Source organism: Planctellipticum variicoloris (assembly GCF_030622045.1).
In the GTDB taxonomy this organism is placed as follows: Bacteria; Planctomycetota; Planctomycetia; order Planctomycetales; family Planctomycetaceae; genus Planctellipticum; species Planctellipticum variicoloris.
The window spans coordinates 2,008,758-2,028,056 of record NZ_CP130886.1; the positions used below are offsets into that span (position 1 = coordinate 2,008,758).

The 19,299-nt window shown below is 63.3% G+C and carries 10 protein-coding genes; 3 read left to right on the top strand and 7 right to left on the bottom strand.

Going from position 1 to position 19,299, the window contains the following annotated elements; translation table 11 throughout:
- Positions 1 to 8 precede the first annotated feature (8 nt).
- The 5 genes from SH412_RS07925 to murD form a co-directional block, all read right to left on the bottom strand.
- Positions 9 to 2,012 carry a redoxin domain-containing protein gene (locus SH412_RS07925; RefSeq protein ID WP_336522972.1) on the bottom strand — a complete coding sequence of 668 codons (2,004 nt, stop codon included), beginning with the start codon at positions 2,010 to 2,012 and terminating at the stop codon, positions 9 to 11.
- A 265-nt stretch (positions 2,013 to 2,277) separates the two neighbouring features.
- Complete coding sequence (locus SH412_RS07930) at positions 2,278 to 4,011, bottom strand: hypothetical protein (protein WP_336522973.1); 1,734 nt, start codon at positions 4,009 to 4,011, stop codon at positions 2,278 to 2,280.
- A gap of 353 nt (positions 4,012 to 4,364) precedes the next feature.
- Positions 4,365 to 6,830, bottom strand: coding sequence for a hypothetical protein (locus SH412_RS07935; RefSeq protein ID WP_336522974.1), 2,466 nt, complete (start codon positions 6,828 to 6,830; stop codon positions 4,365 to 4,367).
- 275 nt (positions 6,831 to 7,105) lie between these two features.
- Positions 7,106 to 7,675, bottom strand: coding sequence for a universal stress protein (locus SH412_RS07940; protein ID WP_336522975.1), 570 nt, complete (start codon positions 7,673 to 7,675; stop codon positions 7,106 to 7,108).
- 172 nt (positions 7,676 to 7,847) lie between these two features.
- Positions 7,848 to 9,359 (bottom strand): UDP-N-acetylmuramoyl-L-alanine--D-glutamate ligase, encoded by a 1,512-nt coding sequence (gene murD / locus SH412_RS07945; RefSeq protein WP_336522976.1) that lies wholly within the window; start codon positions 9,357 to 9,359, stop codon positions 7,848 to 7,850.
- 529 nt (positions 9,360 to 9,888) lie between these two features.
- On the opposite strand from murD, the gene SH412_RS07950 reads away from it, so the two are divergent.
- Entirely contained in the window at positions 9,889 to 10,299 is a 411-nt protein-coding gene (locus SH412_RS07950; RefSeq protein WP_336522977.1) for a hypothetical protein, read from the top strand.
- Between the two features lie 49 nt (positions 10,300 to 10,348).
- Positions 10,349 to 10,933: a hypothetical protein gene (locus SH412_RS07955; RefSeq protein ID WP_336522978.1), complete on the top strand. Its 585-nt coding sequence runs from the start codon at positions 10,349 to 10,351 to the stop codon at positions 10,931 to 10,933.
- 125 nt (positions 10,934 to 11,058) lie between these two features.
- Here the strand turns inward: SH412_RS07955 and SH412_RS07960 are convergent, their stop codons facing one another.
- Complete coding sequence (locus SH412_RS07960; protein ID WP_336522979.1) at positions 11,059 to 12,429, bottom strand: DUF1501 domain-containing protein; 1,371 nt, start codon at positions 12,427 to 12,429, stop codon at positions 11,059 to 11,061.
- 222 nt (positions 12,430 to 12,651) lie between these two features.
- Positions 12,652 to 14,787 (bottom strand): glycoside hydrolase family 32 protein, encoded by a 2,136-nt coding sequence (locus tag SH412_RS07965; protein WP_336522980.1) that lies wholly within the window; start codon positions 14,785 to 14,787, stop codon positions 12,652 to 12,654.
- A 286-nt stretch (positions 14,788 to 15,073) separates the two neighbouring features.
- Between SH412_RS07965 and SH412_RS07970 the strand changes: the two genes are divergently transcribed.
- Positions 15,074 to 19,108, top strand: coding sequence for a PVC-type heme-binding CxxCH protein (locus SH412_RS07970; protein WP_336522981.1), 4,035 nt, complete (start codon positions 15,074 to 15,076; stop codon positions 19,106 to 19,108).
- The last annotated feature ends 191 nt before the right edge of the window (positions 19,109 to 19,299 follow it).

Here is a 19,299-nt window from a genome sequence, read left to right on the forward strand (position 1 = left end):
CGAGACGTCTAACGCGGCTTCCGTTGCCGGGCGGCCGCCTCGACCTCGTCTCGCGTGAGCCCGCCGTCTCCGTTCGCATCGATTTCGCGGAACCCGTAGGTTCGAAACACCAGCGGCGTTTCGGTCCGTTCCACGATCCCATTTCGATCGCGATCAAAGCGGTCGAGAAAATCGGCCGCGAACGCATTGATCTCCGCAGCCCGGTCCTGCTCGGGAGCGGGTTTCGCGACCGTTGCAGCGACCGGTCTGGGGGACGGCTGCCCCACCCCGTCTCGAGACAAGGGCTCGCTCACTTCGAAGAAGGCCAGCGCCATCTCTTCCCAGGTCTGGTCTCCCCACGTCACGAACTCCGCGGGATCCGGGTTCGCGGGATTGCGTGACGAGTTGTCAAACTTTGCCGTGAACTCCAGCGAATCAATCGTCGAAAGGTCGAGCGGCGTGGTCAGTTGGTAGGCGTGCTGCCAGTTGAAGTCATAGCGCGGCACATCGAGCAGCACCTCTTCCTTTCCGCTGCGGCGGCTGAAGGCCTGGAACGACTGGCCCCGTACGTGCATATGAGGCGTGATGGCCAGGAGTTCGCCCTGGGGAGGAAGACGTCGAACTCGAGCGTGGACCGGGAACCCCGCAGTCTGCGGGGGGATCTCGAACTCCTGCTCGATCGCCACCAGCGAGTAGACCTGATGCGTGACCTCTTTGGCAGGCATCCAATTCAGTGCGATCCGAGTCAGGTCGGACTGTTCGGTTCCGTTCGGCGTATAATGCATCTGAAAGACAAGTTTCGAGCCGGCGGGAACCCGGCGTGCGCGGCCGGGCTTCAATTCCGCATTGCGCTGGCCGGGAACGTAGCCCGTCAGGAGGCCCACGCCGCGGAGCCCTGTTCCGTCGGGCGGCCGAATGAAGACGATGCAGTGATGGACGACGGCCCGGTTCCCCGGGAGCACCTGGGCGGCCGAGATCCAGCGGTCCTCGGTGAAGCCGGGGTCAACGACGAAATACTGGTACTCGACGGTCCCGGTTGCCGGAACTCGAAACGGCCGGTCACGCATGTCGACAACGAGATCGGGAGTGCGCATAAGCTGAGATCCGGCCAGGGACTCTGCAGACGACGGCAGTTCCGATTCGTCTCCCAGCGGCATGCCGCCGGCGACCCAGTCGCGCAAAACTTGCTTGTCGGCCTCCGGCATATGCCGGGCGTTGGCGAAATGTCCGTGGTCGGGGCTGGCGTGCCAGGGGGGCATGCGGCCGGCGTCGATGCTTTCGAGCAGCGTCTCGCCCCAGCCGGTCACGTCGTCGTACTGGGTCAGCGAAAACGGTCCGATCTCGCCGGGACGATGACATTCGACGCAATGCTGGTTCAGGATTCGCGAGACCTGTTTGCAGAAGGTGACGTGCTGGCCTGCGACCGCCTGACGGCTCCGGCCGATCAGGCAGCCAGTGAAGTCGGTGCTGGCGACCTGGATCGGGCGCCCCGCCAGCAGATCCTCAAGAGCCAGCCGCAAATCCTCGCGGCCGGGCTGGCTGCGCGCGACTCCAGGCTGGTACTGGTCATCCACGCGGCCGTGGTAACGGACTGTTAATTGCCGGTCGACGACGTAGACCTCCGGGGATCGACGGGCGCCGAACAGGTCGGCCACTTTTTGGCCGGGGTCTTTGACGACGGGAAAGGGAATTGCATATTCGCGAACGTAGGCGGCGACTTCGTCAGGGGAGTCCTGCGAATTGCTGTTGATGCCGACGAACCGGACGCCGCGCGGCCCGAACGCTCTGTGGAGTTCGGCGAGCCGCGGTCCGTAGAGCCGCGCGAGCGGACATTCCGTTCCCAGAAAGCAGATGACCGTGAAGGGGGCGGTCGACTGTGGCGAGAGTTCGAAGGTCCCCCCATCGGGAGCCGGCAGACGAAACTCCGGGGCCGATTTCGCATGGGCCGGTGGCTTCGCTGCTTCGTCGGCAGCCAGCAGGCCGTTGCCGCTGGCGAGCAGCAGGATCAGCCAGACTCGTCGCGCCAAATCCATGGTCGTGGGTCCCTGTCGACCGGAGCGGCGTCGTTCGCGCAGCACCGCACACCGCGCTCGCTTCCGTGGTCGAAGGGGTATCATAAGCCGATTGATGCCGGAGGGGAATACGCGGCGGATCGGCCGGCATTGGTCATTCTGCCGGTGGAATGTGGTGGCGTGGCAACTTCCGCCTTCCAAACAAAAAGAGCCGACTGAAGTCCGTTGAGGGACTTCAGCCGGCTCTCTGCAGCATGCACGAGACGGTGACCGGGACATTCCGGCGTCAGTTGAGGTTTTCCTTGGCGAAGTCGGCGATCGCGCTGCCGAGGAATCGGAAGACCGGCGGATTGATTGTTGCGGAGCCGCGGATCGTGTCGCCTTCGCGGGAGAGTTCCATCGTCGAGCGATCGGTTCCGTCCTTAAAGGAGTCGACGGCGAGCTTGATGATCCGTTCGCGTTCCTTTCGCTGGGCCAGGATCTTTTTATCCTTTGTGGGATTGTCCGAGTGCTGCTTCGTCACCATTTTGTCAATCAGCCGAGCGCCGGGGCCGAACTGTCCGCCCGCTTCAACGAACTTCGGATCGACCTTTTCCGGAGCGGGCTTGGCCGCCGCGTCAATCGCCGCTTTCAGCAGTTCGAGGGATCCGTCTCCGGCAGCGCCCCAGACGGCGTCCTTTGAGGTTCCGACGTAGAGGACCGGTTCGCCGCCGAACATGGTCTTGAACTCGTCGTGCCACCGCTCGGGCAGCGTCACCTGGTGGATCGTGACTTCGCCGTGCTTCTCCGCGTCAAGTTTGACCTTCCATTCGCTCTGGATTTTCGGGAGCAGTTTGAGGATTTCGGGGGCCTTGGCGCCATCCGCCACCCGGATGCCGCCGATCATTGAATGACCATTCTTGGCAGTTTCGATCTGAACAAAGCTGTCGACAGCGTCGTCGGCCAGACCCGCTTCGAACAGATCGACGAAAAGATCCGCCGCCTGCTTGGCCGCGACCTTGCCGTCGGCCGTCAGTCGCTCTCGCGTGTCGATTTGACTCTTCAGGACAGGCCGCAGTGTCGGGTAATACAGCTTCAACTGCTCCTTGCGGAACGAGTCGAGCGGAAACCTCATGCGACCGTAGAAAACGGCGTCCGGCTTCAGTGCGATATTGGCAAAATAGCTCGGCTTGCTGGCGGCGAGTTCGATGCTGTTCGCCAGCGAGCTCCCGGGAAAAGCAATCAGCTCCAGTTCGCCGTGCCCTTTGCCGGCCGGGACGTCGGTCGTCCATGCGGCTGTGAACTTCTGGGCGTCGAGCAGGAACCGCTCCATCTCGGCCAGATTCAGCGTCGCCGTGGCTTTGCGAAACGCGAAGTCTTCTTTCGACTCGTCGCGATTGAATTTCAGCACCGATTCGAGCTGCTCGCGAGCGGCGGACATTGCAGCTTTACGGGCGTCGGCCCCTTCCGGCTTCTGTTCCAGATGGACCACGATGTCCCGGCCGTTCCCCAGCCAGGCGGCGACGCGCGATTGGGGATTCGGCAGCGTGTTGGGGATGGAGGCCGGATCGTTGGCCATGATGGCATATTGCGGCCCGGTCAGATCGCGCAGGTAGAAGGGCTTCGGCAAGCTCGGATCGCGCACTTCATGGAGTGTCGGATCATTCTTAACGGGTGAAATCTTGAAGCCGAAGCCCGACAGGTTCGCAAAAAGTCCCTGGCGCTTGTTGTCGATGGGCGGCAGATAGGGGATCGCTCCCTGATACTCGATCCCTGTTTTCGTGAACACCAGATCCACGACGATTGGCTTGGCGCCATCCACACCCACTTCGAATTCGTCCAGGACGTCCTGCAGGGTGCCGGCCTGCTTCTGGAGTGCCGGCGTCAGGGCCTGCTTGACGAGATCGATCAGATCTGCATCCAACCCGTCGTGACCAGGCTGCACAATCGTGAGCCGGACTTGATCCTGGGCCTGAATCGGCAGTGGCGCAGAGGCCCAAACCGCCGCAGCCAACGCCCACATCCCTGCCTTCCGCACCATCACAGTCGACTCCTTTATGCGGTCAACGTCCGCCTGCCTCGGGCGGGCGCGCTGCTTAATCCTTACGGCGCAGGATTTTAAATTCGATCTGCCGCAGGGGGAAGTCACAAACTGAGGGATTTCCCGACTGCAATCCGAACCGCCAATGTATACACAGAGTCGGCACGACGCCCCGAAAACTTCGACAAACCGCTACGACTCCCGCGGACTTCCTCATCATTCGCGACGAAACCATCGGACATCGTAAGCTCTGAAGGCTGGGCTCAGCGGCGGCGCAATTTGCGGTCTTCCGCAAATCGGGCCGCCATGTCGGACGACATGAGCGTGCCGGCCGGAATCGGATCGCAGCCCCCTCAAGGCGTTGCGGAAGGGCTCGTCAATCCGGCGATCAGGCCGCGGCAAAGCGCCACCTTTTCAGTCGCCGAATTGACCGCCTGCACCTGCTTCCAGACATCCGGCGCCTGTCCGCGCAGTGCGGCCAGGCTGGCGGCCAGCTCGTAACATTCTTCCCGAAGGACGATGTCGCTCAATTGCGAGATGAATCCGAAGGCCGCCGCCCCGCCATGACTCTTCACCTGCTGCGCGGCAAGTACATGCGCCCACTCGTCCCGTCGCGTGTCGACGCTGTCCAGTTCCGAGAGCTGCCGTGCACCGCGCGTCGCCTCACCGGCCGCCAGCAGCTCTTCAAACTGCACAAGCTCCGGACGCGGCGGCGCGTCGGTCTGCTGCAACTGCTTCCAGAGAGCCAGGACGGCGTTCAGCTTCTCGGACTGATTTCCGCGGCGAAATGCCTCAATCAGAACTGCGGGAACTTCCGTCGTCATAAAGTTCACTCGATTCGCAACATCGTCGTCCGTCGTCCTCAGGCTGACGATGTCCCAGACCGGTTCGGCCAGTCCCCACCCGACGGCCCGTTTCAGAATCTCTCCCTGGAGCAGTGTGGATTGCCGTGCTGCCGCGTCGAGCTGATCGACATTCCGGCGATAGGCATTCGTCGTGAGACGGGCGTCGTCATCGGTCTTGAGCTTCAGCTCCTGGCGGAGCTGGATTTGCAGAATGCCGGCGCTGGTCTGCTGCGTCTGCCGTGCGAGTTCGACGACGCCGTCCAGCGCCGGGGCCATGCCTCGGGCAAACTGTAGAGAACGTTCGAGCGTCGCTGCGGCGGGTGCTGGCTGTCCAGCCGCCGCCTGAAGCTGGCACAACTGTCCAAGAGCCACTGCAGATTGAACGAGAGGAGCTGGAGCAGACAACTTCAAGTCAATGACTCCCTTGGTGTCGGGCAGTCTGGGTTCGGCAGGAGGCGTCAGCGATTCTGCAATCTCGGATGCTTTCTGAACGAAGCTGGCGATGTCCGCATCCGGCGCCCGGACTCGCAATCCCAGGGCGTGCATGGCCATTCCGTGGATGGTGATCGCGGGACCGTGCGATTCGAGCTTCTTGATCAGTCCCTCCGGGGATTGAGAACGCCCTTGCAGCGCCAGTTGACGGCACAACTCCACAAGGCAATCGGCCCTGGCATCCGCACTGGTTTGCTGCTCGGCGAACTTCCAGGCTTCGTCGTCTTTGCCGTGAGCCACCAGCGAGGCGACTGCCGCCGCCGATTGCGGCGCCACCCAGGTCGACAGCGGCCGCTTCGCATACCATTCATCGAGATCGAAGGTTCGCGCCGCCCGGACGATCTGCAGGGCCGCGGCCGTTTCCGCTTCCAGCGTGGACTTCTGCCGTTGATTGAGCAGCTTCAGTGCGTCGTCCGCCCGCCCGGTGGCAACGAGCACCGCGGCGAGACCGGATGCATCCTCCAATTGGGATCGACCCACTTTCGGCAGTCTCGCGACGTCCTGGAACGCCGTCGCCACCGACTTGACCGCCGCATCGCTCGCTCCCTTTGACAGTTCCTGCCAGGCAATCGCGGTCAGGCAGGGAATGCGGTAGTAAGGGACTTCCGGTCCGACCTTCAGCAGTTGTTCGACCTGGCCCTGTGCGGCGGCAATATCACCCACAAGCGCGTAGCCGATCGCCGCCTGCTGCCTGCAGAATGGCTTACTCCGATTCTGCGACCGCAGGGCCGTCGACGAGTCGACCATCTGTTGCAGAGCCTTTTCGATCCACTCCTTGGCCGGCGTCACCTTCACGGTTTCTACCGACTGATCGGGCTTCACCGGTTCCACGGCTGGTTTGGGCGTTTCGGTGTTCTTCGGGCGATCCGTATCGCCATTCATGCTTTTCAGAATGTCCGGATCAATCTGCGTCACAACGGGAGCGGTCGTCGATGGCTGCATCGCCAGGAAGTACGCCGCGCCACCAAGGACGCCCACGACGAGCACCGTGGCAATGGCGATTGGAATCAGGTTGTTCCGCTTCGGCGGGGGGGGAGGTGGAGGAGCTTCCGGCTCCGGCGGCACCTCGAAGACGGGAACCAGGCACTTGGGATTGGCGCATTTGACCGGTTTGCCGATCGCACCCTTCGACACATAACCCACCGTTTCGCACATCGGGCAGCGGACTTCGTGCGATTTTCCCTTCGTCGGCGTCGGGCTGGCCTGGGCCACGGGAACAAGCCGTTCGGCTTCTTCGGCGGCGCTGAACGGCGAATCGTCATCCACGGCCGGTTTGCCGGGCGGTCGTACGGCTGGTGATTTCGCTGACGCAGGCTTACCGGCGGCCGGTGCGGCGGCGGGAGCGGGCGCCTTGCCCGAGGGTTTTGGCGCCGGTTTGGCCTGACCGGGCTTGGCCTTCATCGAAGAACCGCAGAACGGACAGTCTTCGGCATCGTCGTCCAGCACCGACTGGCCGCAACTCGGACAAATCGCGAAGTCCATGCTCTGGAGTCCTTCCGTTCGGAGAGAATTCGGATGGGGGGCGGCGAATGACTTGATGGGATTGCGGGAGACGGCCGTGAGAAACTCAGGGGAAGCGGCTGGCTTCGCCGGGGCCGCTCGACTCAGATGTGCCCCGCATTTGAGACGAAATTGTGATCCGAAGGGTTCCCGGCTTTTGCAACCTTCCAGCCCGCCTCATTTGAACGAGAACCGATGCGGAGTTGTCGCCGGACGGAATCGCCCGGCGATCAGCTCCCCCTCAATTCATCAAACGTTCAGACATGCGGTTCGTCAACCACCCAGACAGTCCGTCCCGCTGCTTCCCGCAGGATCTTTTCCGCCACGCCGCCGATGAATGACGACGAAATCTGACTGGCCCCGCGACGACCGATGCAGACGACATCGTAGTTGCCGGATTGCATTTCTTCGATAATCGTGAGCGCGGCCGCCACCTTGCGGGCCTCAGGCAGGCAGTCGGTGGCGATCAGTCTGGATTCGAGCGCTCCGGCTGGAACTCCGGCGGCGGCCAGCGTTCCACGCTGTTCTTCCAGCAGTTTCTCGCCGTCTTCTTTCGCCCGCGTGGCCCACATGGCGGCCAGCGATCGAGGCGTCAGACCCGGTTCGGCATGGTCCGTCAGCACGAACTCGGGCAGGAATTCGGCGACGTGAAACAGAGTGATCTTCAGATCGCTCGCCACGCCCTGGCCAAAGACCTTGCCGACGAACGCCACGGCCCGGCGGGACGAGTCCGAATGATCCACGCACACCAGCACTTTCACGGTTGTCTGTCCTTCTTCAATCGTCTCAGGTGGCAAGGCGGCAGAGCCGCCTTTGTTCTGCGTCATATCTCGTCTGTTCTTGCCGCAAACTCTGCTGCCGGCAAGAAATTCGAAATTCGAAGCACGAAATCTCAAACTCAAAACACGTTTGGTTTTTGACCGCACCTGGGAATGCAGCGTCAAAGCCCCACTCGCGTTTGGAACCCGGCCCAATTCTACTCCCGGAGCCGCCCAAACCTCAATTGTCCCCAGCAGTTGGGGCACGGATTCCGCCGGAGACTCCCGATTTTCCCTCTTCGCCACTGACCACTGACAACTGACCACGGACCAGCTCTTCGAACCGTCTTCCCCGATCGGCAAAGTTCCGGAACCAGTCGTAGCTGGCGCAGCCCGGCGACAGTACCACCACATCCCCCGATTCGGCCGCTGCGACGGCCCAGGCGAACGCCGTCGGGAAGTCGGGCTGGGAGGGCGAAACCAGGCAACGATTTCGCTCCGTCTGCCGCACCAGCTCGCCGATCAGGGGGCCGGTCTGCCCCAGCAGTACGACCGCCTTGGCCTTTCGGGCGATCGCCCGGGCCATCCCGCTCAGGTCAACGTGTTTGTCGTAGCCCCCCGCGAGCAGCACGATCGGCCGGTCGAAGGCCTCCAGAGCAACCTCGGCCGACTCCGGCGTCGTCGCCAGCGAATCGTTGTAGAACTTCACCCCGCGGACTTCGCCGACGAACTGCAGCCGATGCGGCAGCGGCTGGTAGGTGCGGATCCCGGCTTCCACCATTTCACGCGTCGCTCCGCAGGCCCGCGCCGCGGCGATCGCTCCCAGAGCGTTGGCCAAATTGTGTCGGCCGGGGAGTGTCAGCCAGTCCCCCAACGGCCAAGTCACTTCGCCCGCATTGTCGCGCACGATGCAGCCGCCGACCGTCGCAAACGCACCAGACCGGCCCGCGTCTGTCAGTCCAAACCAGGCCCGTCGGCCGGGGGACGGCCAGTCGGCGACATCCGGATCGTCAGCGTTCAGCACGGCGGTCGATTTCGCAGTCTGCCAGCGGAGCAGCGACTGCTTGGCCCAGCGGTAATGGTCGAGCGAGGGATGCCAGTCGAGGTGGTTCGGGCTGAAATTCGTGACCACCGAGACCTCCGGGCTGACCTGCAACCGGTCGAGGTCGGTGAGCTGAAAACTGCTTAGTTCGAGAACCACCCAGTCGTCGGGCGAAATCTGATCGACGTCCGGCAACAGGCTGCGGCCGATGTTCCCTCCCAGCCAGGACTTCCCCGGTCCCTGCCGCAGGATATTGTGCAGCAGGGCCGTGGTGGTCGATTTGCCGTTGCTGCCCGTCACGGCCGCCACCCGTCCGCGGTTGTGCTGCCAGAAGAGGTTCATCTCGCTGGTCAGCGGCACCCCGGCGGCTGCCGCGGCCTTCAGCAGCGGATGGTCCCGCTTGATGGCCGGGTTCACGACGACCAACTCGGCCCCGGTGACATCCGCCGGATCGTTTCCCCCCAGATGCCGTTCGACCGGCAGCCCCTCCAGTTCGGCCAATGATTCGGCGAGCTGCTCCGCGGGCCGGGCGTCGGAAATCGTGACCTGCGCCCCGCGGTCGACCAGAAACCGCACTGCCCCCACGCCGCCGCCAAACGAACCGAGCCCCAGCACGGTGACGCGCCGGCCGCGGTAGTCACGAAAGGGATGGTCGGGAAGCATGGTTGATGGTTGATCGTTGATGGTTTTTAGGAAACTGCATCGTGCCACGGCGATGCTCGACTCTCAACCATCGAGCCGAAGCCTGTGGTCCAACTCTTCCTCTTCGCTCCGGCCATCGACGATCAACGATCAACCATCAACGATTTCTCTTGAACACCTCCGTACATTTGGGCAGACTGTCTGCCACAATGCGACCGTTCACGTTCTGACAGGGAGGGCAGATCCGATGAGACAGGTTCCGATTCTCTCCGGCGTATTTTTGCTCCTGGCCGGATTCATGCTGGGCCGTGCGACCGCGATACCGGCTCCGTTTATCGCGGCGCAGGTTACTCCCCCAGTTGTCGAAGTCCGCGCCAATCCGTTTCAACAGCCAATCTCGGCGGCTCAATCACTGTCCGTGCCGAAATCTCCGCGACAGGTGTTTCGGGACGACGCGGACAAGGCGGACCGACTTTCCGTCGCCTCTGCGGCAGTCGCGGAGGCGAAGCCGCCGGCTGCCAGACTGCCGACGGTGACTGTAGACGGTCCCGAGTTCTTTGGACGATCAGTCGAACCATCGCCAGCGAAGACCGAGTCCGTGCCGACAGAGTTATTCGAGATCCCAGCTTCCGAGTCGCAGCCGAAAACCGCTCCCGCGTTTATTCCAACTCCCATTGCTGCGCATACCGAGCAGGAAGAAAAGTACCTGAACGCCGCGTTGAAAGTGTTCCGCGGCATCGGCGAGAACGAGCGGCTGTTGGCGGTCGAGCAGATGGTCGCCACGATGGAAGAACAGGACGCTGCGGCCGAGCTGTTGAGACTCCGGACCGAACTGCAGCAGCTTTCGGAGAAGTATCCGAAGACCGGGGCGGCGAAAAAGGCGCTGGAGGCGATTCAGACGCTGCCGATCATCAGTCCGCCGACGCCGGTCGATGCCGCGGCGCCGGCTGCTCCGACGTCGCTGCCAGCGTCGGATGACGGATTTGCGCCCTCCGATGAAGCCAAATAGGCTGTGGCCGAAGTTTCCCCGGAATCCCCTTGAAGTACAGGATGATCTCATGCGCCGTATGACGATTGGCCTCTATCTCGCGACCGCGCTGGCCGGCTACGCCGTCGGGCAGTGGCAACTCGCCGAGTCCCGCAGCGTGGCCCAGGACGCAGTTGCCCCGCCGCCGGCCGCCGCTGCACCAGCCGCCGAACAGCCGGCCGAGTCCGACCTGGAACGGAAGTACGTGGAGAAGTCGCGGCAGCTCTTCCGGACGCTGACGCCCGAGCAGCAGCAACAGGCTCTGGGCCTGCTCGATCAACAGTTGCGACAGGCCGAAGCGCTGGCTGAGTTGAAGCGGGTGCAGCAGGAATTGCGGACCATTACGGAAAAGTTCCCTGGGACTGTCGGCGCCAACCTGGCGGCGGAGGCGGAGCGCGTCTTGCAGAATCAACATCCCGGCGCGCAGCCCGCTTACGTCCCGAATGCGAACACTCCCGCGTATTATCCGTCGCCGGCGCTGGTCCCCTCCGGCGTCTATGACGATCCGGCCCCTTCGCTGGTCCCTCGTCGTCCGCAATCCGTTCCTCAACCCGATGGATTTGCCCCGGAATATCAGCCGTCGAAGCCGGTCCCGAAGTCGACAAGGGCCAGTTGACTGCCGGTGCCGGGTGCTGTCTGCAATCGGCGGTCCCTGACGCTTCGGCCATGTCCGCCCCGTTCACACAAGGCGAACACGGTCGCGGCACAACAGAGGGGATTTGCGATTGCGGCGATCCGCCTTCACACCAGCTCCGGCATCACCGGCGCGTCGTCTTCGACCAGATATTGCGGGCGGCCGTTGAGGTCGGTGATCGTCGTTCGGGCGTCGATTCCCAGGTGGCGGAACAGCGTCGCGTAGACTTCGCCGAACGTCACCGGCCGGGCGACGGCTTCGCCCGCGATCCGGTCGGTCGCTCCGATCACCTGACCATGCGTCATGCCGCCACCGGCCATCAGCGCGCAATTCACCTGCGGCCAGTGATCGCGACCGACCTGGGCGCTGATCTTCGGCGTCCGGCCGAATTCGCCCCAGACGACGATCGCGCAGTCCTCGGCGAGGCCGCGGACGTGCAGGTCTTCGATCAGCGCGCTCACGCACTGGTCGAAGATCGGGAAATCTTCTTCCTCGCGTTTGAAGATGGTGTTGTAAGAGCCGCCGTGCCAGTCCCACTTGCTGTAGTTCAGCGTGACGACGCGGACGCCCGCTTCAATGAGCCGGCGGGCCAGCAACAGGCTCTGCGGCACCCGCGGAGCGCCGTTGCCGTCGATGAAAACTTTCGGATTGCCGGTGCCGTACCGCTCGATGGTCCGCGGATCTTCTTGAGAAATGTCCAGCGCTTCGGCCAGCCGCGACGAGGTCAGCAGCCCCATCGCCTGTTCGGTGAAGGCATCCATGCCGGCCATCGCCGTCGTTGTATCGACGTCGCGGCGGAACGAGTCGAAGCTCTTCAGCAGCGAGTGGCGGTCGGCGAGCCGGTCGAGCGTCACGCCGTTGAGGATCATGTCGTCCCGCGTCGGTCCGAGCGGGCGGAACGGCGAATGGGGCGAGCCGAGGAAGCCGGGGCCGGGCTCGTTGTAGGGACCGTGAGTGCATTTGTAGCAGAGGCTCACGAACGGGGGAGCGGTCGGCGTCAAGGCTCCCTGGACTTTGGAAACCATCGAGCCGAACTGGGGCCAGCCGCCGGACGGTTTGGCCTTCTGCGGATGGTGGCCGTTAAAAACCTGGATGGCGTCGTGGCCGGCCTGGTTGCCGACGAGTGAGCGGATGACCGTCAGCTTGTCCGCCATGCCCGCCAAACGGGGAAACGCTTCGCAGATTTCCAGGCCGGGGACGTTGGTGGCGATCGGACGCCACGGCCCGGCGATTTCGCGGGGGGCGTCCGGCTTCAGATCGAACATGTCCTGATGCGGCGGTCCGCCGACCAGGTAGATCATGATGACTGACTTGGGGGACTTACGCCCCGACTGCGATTCGGCCCGCAGGATGTCGGGGAGAGACCAGCCGCCGGCGGTGCCCAGCGCGGCGAGCGTGCCGATCTTGAGGGCGCTGCGGCGACTGACTCCGTCGCAGAAGGCATTTGGCGAGTCCGGTCGTCCCTGCAGAGTCAGCATCTCGGTTGCTCCGATGGGCCGCAGGGCGGCATCCAAGAGTCGTTGGAGCCTCCTTTGTAGGGCAAATAGCCGTTCATATCAATGTGTCGGCATGTGTTTCTGCCAGCAACAGGGGGTGTGGGCGTACTTCAAGCGTACGCAATCGAGTTGCCTTCAGCCCATGACGCGCGTCGCCAAACGGACTGTTCTGGGAGTCGAGGATGATGTAAGTCGATAATCGCGCTACCTGCCCCATGCCGACTTCAAGTCATAGGCGGTCAGCGATTTCAGGCTCGCGCCTTGCGGTAGAACCAGCTCCAGGGCAGCCTGCTTTTCCGGCGGAACATGGAGTACCGAAAACGCCGCGCGGCCGTCTTCTGCGAAGACTTCGACCGAACCCCGATCCGTCAGCACTCGCAGGTCGAGCGTTTCGCCGTCCAGCGGGAGTGAGGCTGTTTTCCCTGCGACTGTCAGTTCCTGCTTTTCGGCGGAGTAGCGAATCGGTAGACCCCGGACATTGAGGCCGGTGTCGCCTGTCCTGGCGGGAATCAGTCTCAGCACGAGTTCGAAACCGTCCTGGGGCTGCACCGGTGCGGTCCATGTGCCGACCTTCGCGGCAGAAACTTCGACGACCTGAGCCTGCCCCCGGAGCGTGGCCAGTTCGGCAACCGGTGCGGCCCGCAGAGCGACGTGGTCGCCGGTGCGGTGCAGCGTCAGCTCAACCGGCGCCACCATCTGCTGATTGAACGGCATTCCCGGAAACGTGATGCCGCTTCCCCAGCCGATTTGCACGCACCGGCCGCCCGGCGTATTCGTGAAGGTCTGGGCCGCGTAAAAATTTCCGTGCCACAAACGCTGCTTCGCGGATTCCGGCTCGAATGTCTGGCCGTCGAATCGCCCCACCAGATATTGCCCATCGGCTCCGTAGAGAATCCACTTCCGCTCGTCCGGCGCGCCGCCGATCACCGGCAGTTCGACGAGATCCGGGCATTCGTAGAAGCCTGCAATCCGGCTGCGGTAGGTCCAGTTCTTCAGATCGGGCGAAGTATGGAACGCGATGAAACGGTTCTCGAGCCCCGGCCCGGCCTCGGTGTAGACGGCCATGACCCATTGTCGGCTGGCAGCGTGCCACAACAGCCGCGGGTCGCGACCAGTGTGCTTGACGACCGGATTGCCATCGAACTCGGTCCACGTCCGACCTTTGTCATTGCTCCAGGCGATGCACTCGCCGCGGCCGGTGCTCGTGTAGGCCAGGACCAGCGGGGGCTGGCCGTCTTTGCCCCAGCCGGAGGTGTTGGCGATGTCAACCACGGCGCTGCCGGAAAAGGCCCAGTCGCCGAACTTCTTCGGGTAAAGGCCGATGCCCAGTTCCTTCCAGTGGACGAGGTCGGGGCTGACGGCGTGACCCCAGTGCATGTTGCCCCAGTTCACGCCGTATGGATTGTGCTGATAGAAAAGGTGGTACTCGCCGTCGAAATAGACCAGCCCGTTCGGGTCGTTGAGCCAGCCCCGGCGGGACGTGAAGTGAAACTGCGGCCGGAGCCTTTCGCGATAGAGTTCCGGTCCTTCAATCGCCACATCGCTGCCGTGGACGGCGTCGAGTGCGCGCGAGTCCTCCGGCAGTTTGCATTCCAGCGTGACGGTCTGCCCGCGCCAGGGCGCGACGTCGGTGAAGACCCAAAGTTCCGGCTCGCCGTCGGCCAGCTCGATTTCAAACTCGCGGAGGACTTCGTCTCCGTTGCGAATTTTCAGCACTCGCTTCGGGGCGCCGGTTCTGACCGGAAACTGAAGGTAGGGCTGAGCGATCCGCATTTCGCGGGTCCGCGGCGACACCCCCCGGCTGCGGTCGCTCTGCACGATGTGATCGACGTTGATGTGGCCCCAGCCGCCGGTGCGGGCGTCGACAATCTTGATCACCGCCGGTTTGCCGGCGAACTCGGCGACATCCCACGCGGCCCATTCGAGGGCCTCGCTGCCGCCAGAGTTGGTGTTCGGACCCGTCGCCGTGCAGACGACCTTGCCGTCGATCAGCAGTTGCAGGCAGGTTTCGTCGGGGTAGCCGCCGCCACCCACCAGGAAGTTCAGAAATTTCCGTTCGAGTGTGAACGGCGGCGAGGTCAGCGTACCCGTTGAGCCATCTCCCTTGAGGAAGCTGTTGACGAGTTGTTTCCCCTGAAAGTTGGCCACCGGCATCTGGCCCGGGAGTGTCCCTTTGGCCGGCGCCGTTCCGAAGGCCTCCCCCGCGGCGACCCAGCCTCCATAGTCAGTGCCTTCAAAGTCCGCGATGACGATGTCGGCGCGGTCCTGGGAAAGGCATGGAATGGCGGTTCCGGCGACGAGGAGGCACAGCATCGGAATGCGTCGCAGCAGGTCGGTCATGGGGGCGGCTCTTGAAGGATACGATGCAGCAAATTCGATCGGGCGTCAGGATATCAAATTCGCCGACGACGGCTCGGCGCGTCCAAAAAATGAAAGGCTCCGAGTCTGGGGCTAAGTCGCGTCCGGGCTTTCGGCGGAGGCCCGCCGTCTGACGTTACCCAGGCTGTCGGGGAAAAATCTCAAGCAGCCCGCGCAAAGTTGCATGGCGGCGGCGGCCCCATCGGTTACAACAGACAAGAATCTGTTGATATCTCTTTCGCTGATTGACCGCTCGGGGGTTTTGAGCATGCGTTCGCGCTTCCGCATGGCTGCTGGTTTGCTGACTCTGTTGTCTCTGTCGCAGGTGACGTTCGCTCAAGCCCCCGCCAAGCTCCGGCCCGGCGAACTGCCGACCGATGCTCAGGGAAAGTCGCTCAACTTCGACTTCGAAACCGGTTCGCTCAAGGACTGGACCGCCGAAGGGGATGCCTTCGAGAAGCAACCCGTGCGCGGCGATACCGTCGCCCGCCGTCGCGGAGATATGAAAAGCAATCACGCGGGCGAGTACTGGGTTGGCACATACGAAATCAACGGCGACGCCCCGCAGGGGACCCTGACCTCTGTTTCATTTGTGGTCCGCCAGCCGTGGGCCAGCTTTCTGATCGCCGGCGGCAGCGAGCCGACCACCTGCGTGGAAATTGTCCAGAAAGACGGGAGCAAGCTGGTCGCCCGGGCGTCCGGAATGAATACGGAAGATCTCCGCCCGGTTGCAGTCGACCTGACGAAATACGTCGGGAAAGAGATCCTTGTTCGACTGGTCGACAAGCACAGCGGCGGCTGGGGGCACATCAACTTCGACGACTTTCGCTTTCATGCGGAAAAACCGAACTACCCCCAGCCCGAAGCCCCCCTGCAGGCGGACGTCTTCGCCCACTCCGGTTTGAGTCCGGAAGAAGCGGCGAAAGCGATGACCGTTCCCGAAGGCTTTTCGGTCAGCCTGTTCGCCGGGGAGCCCGACGTGCAGCAGCCGATCGCGATGGCCCTCGACGATCGCGGCCGGCTGTGGGTCGCGGAAGCCTACTCCTACCCGATCCGGGTGCCGGACGATCAGGCCCGCGACCGGATTCTGATTTTCGAAGACGTCAATGGCGACGGGAAGTTTGACTCCCGCAAGGTCTTCGCCGACAAGCTCAACCTCGTGAGCGGGCTGGCGGTCGGCTTTGGCGGCGTGTGGGTCGGTGCGGCCCCGAATTTCCTGTTCATTCCCGACAAGAACGGCGACGACAAACCGGACGGGCCGCCAGTGGTGCTGCTCGACGGGTGGGGCTACCACGACACGCACGAAACGTTGAACGCCTTCATCTGGGGGCCGGACGGCTGGCTCTATGGTTGCCACGGCGTCTTCACGCACTCGCGCATCGGCAAGCCGGGGACGCCGGACGACCAGCGCGTGCCGCTCAATGCCGGGATCTGGCGGTACCACCCGACGCGGCACGTCTTCGAGGTCTTTGCGTCCGGGACCAGTAATCCTTGGGGCGTTGATTTCAACGACCGGGGCGACGCATTCCTGACGGCGTGCGTCATTCCGCATCTGTTTCACATTATCGAAGGGGCCCGCTATCAGCGGCAGGCGGGACCGCACTTCAATCCCTACACCTACGACGACATCAAAACGATCGCCGTCCACCGGCACTACCTGGGCGCCACGCCGCACAGCGGCAACGGCAAGTCCGACAGTGCCGGCGGCGGGCACGCGCACGCCGGGGCGATGATCTATCTCGGCGGCGCCTGGCCGGCGGAGTACCGCGATCAGATCTTCATGAACAACATTCACGGCGCCCGGCTCAACATGGATCTGCTCAGCCCCAAGGGTTCGGGCTACGAGGGGAATCGCGCTCCGGACTTCCTGCTCGCCAACGACGTCTGGTCACAGATCCTGTACTTCACCTACGGTCCCGATGGCAACGTCTACACGATCGACTGGTACGACCGCAATCAGTGCCATCACGGCAATGTCCCCGGCCACGACCGCAGCAACGGCCGGATCTTTAAGGTCAGTTACAAAGGGACGAAGCCGGTCGCGGTCGATCTGAAGTCGTTGAGCGATCGCGAACTGGTGGAACTGCAACTGAATCCCAACGACTGGTACGTCCGGCATGCCCGACGGATTTTGCAGGAACGGGGGGGCAATCCAGAGGTCTACGCCGGCTTGCAGAAGATCGCCTTCGAACATGCGGATGACACCCGGCGGCTGCGCGGGCTCTGGGCGCTCTCCGTCACTGGCGGTCTCAATGACGCATTGTTGACCCGGGCGCTGCAGGACAGAAGCCCGTACGTGCGGGCGTGGGCAATCCGACTGGCGACCGAGCAGGGGGCGCCCTCGGCTCCGTTGATTTCGCGGTTCGCACAACTGGCTGCCTCCGACCCTGCTCCGCAGGTCCGGCTGGCGCTGGCCAGCGCCGCCCAGCGGCTGAACATCGAGCAACGACTGCCAATGGTGACGGCGCTGACCGCCCACGCCGAAGACGCGGGCGATCACAATCTGCCGCTGATGAACTGGTATGCCCTCGAACCGATCGCCAGCCAGCGCCCGGACCTGGCCGTCGGGCTGCTGAAGACGATCCGGATTCCAGTCGTGAAGGGTTACCTCGTACGTCGGCTGACTCAGCTTGGCGAAGATCAGTGGCTGAACGCCGTGTTGAAAGACGCCTTTGCTGCCAGTCAGCCAGTCGACGAGCAGATCCGCCTGCTGCAGGAAGTGCAGGAAGGCCTCAAAGGCCGGCGTCAGGTTCCATTGCCGCCAGCGTGGGGCGGCCTCTACGCATCGCTTCGCAAGTCCGACAACAGCGAAGTCCTGAGTCTGGCGGCCTCGTTGGCGCTGACATTCGGCGATCCGCACGCCGTTGAGGAACGGCGGAAAGTCCTTGTGGATGCTTCCGCCCCGGTCAGCGTTCGCATTGCGGCGCTGGAGGCGCTGGTCCGAATCAACGCGCCGGGACTGGCCCCCATGTTGCAGGGACTCCTCAAGGATCCGGCCCTGCTGGTCCCCGCCCTGCGGGCGCTGGCCGCCTACGACGATCCGACCTCGGCGACCGCAATCCTGGGGGCATATGGAGCGTTACCCGGCGCCGCAAAGCGGGATGCTCTCAATACGCTGGCCTCGCGCCCGGCCTATGCGCTGGCCCTGATGGACGCCCTGGAGAAAAAGCAGATCGCGTCGATTGAACTGACCGCCGACGTGGTCCGGCAGCTTCGCAATCTGAAGCATCCAGGGCTCGACAAGAAACTCAACGACCTGTGGGGGACGGTCCGCGATACGCCGGAGGACAAGGCGAAGGAGATTGCCCGGTTGACGAAGCTGCTGACCGGCAAGCCGAAGGCGGACCATGTGCCGGAGCTGGCCCAGGGCCGGGCGGTGTACGCCAAGATCTGTCAGCAGTGCCACACGCTGTTCGCAACCGGGGGCAAGGTTGGACCGGATCTGACTGGATCGAACCGGGCGAACCTGGATTACGTCCTCGCGAACTTGGTGGATCCCAGTGCCCTGATCGGCAAGGACTATCAGGCTCACGTCATCACGACCGAAGCCGGTCGTGTCCTGACGGGTCTGATTCGGGCCGAGGACGCCCGTTCGGTGACGCTGGCCACCGCGAACGAAGTCGTGGTCGTTCCCAAGGACGAGATCGACGAGCGGATCGTCAGTCCGAAGTCGATGATGCCGGACGACATTCTCCGGCCGCTGACGGAAAAGGATCTCCGGTCGCTGGTGGCCTACCTGGCCAGCCCGGTGCAGACGCCGCTGCTGGCGACTGCCGACACTCTGCCGCTGTTCTTCAATGGCAAAGATCTGACCGGCTGGGTTGGCAATCCGGAGCTGTGGAGCGTGGAGAACGGTGAGATCGTCGGCAAGTCCCAGGGACTGAAGATCAACGAGTTTCTCAAGAGCGACCTGCTGCTGGGCGATTTCCGCCTGACACTGCAGGTGAAGCTCGTGAAGAACGAGGGGAACAGTGGTATCCAGTTCCGCAGCCAGGTTCTCGACAACGGCGACGTGAAGGGCTATCAGGCCGACGCCGGTGCGGGCTGGTGGGGCAAGCTCTACGAAGAGCACGGCCGGGCGATCCTGTGGGACAAGTCGGGCGAGGCTCACGTCCGTTCCGGCGAGTGGAACGAGTACGTAATCCAGGCGACCGGCAATCGGATCCAGACCTGGATCAACGGCCAGCCCTGCGTCGACCTGGACGACGCCCCCGGCGCAAAACGGGGAATCACCGCCTTCCAACTCCACTCCGGCGGCCCGTCGGAAGTCCGCTTCAAGGACCTTCGACTGGAGCTGAAATGACGAATTGAAGAAGAAGGTTGACAGGGAGGCGCGGAGGACGCGGAGATCTGAAGAATGCCTCCGGAAAGTGAAAAGTGAGTAGTGTTGATTGAGAAGTGCAAAATTAAGAAGCCTCCAGTCATTTTGCACTGATCACTACTCAATGGCCAGGTGCCAGTCAAAAGAGGTCGCTTGAGTGTCAGTCAAAGGAG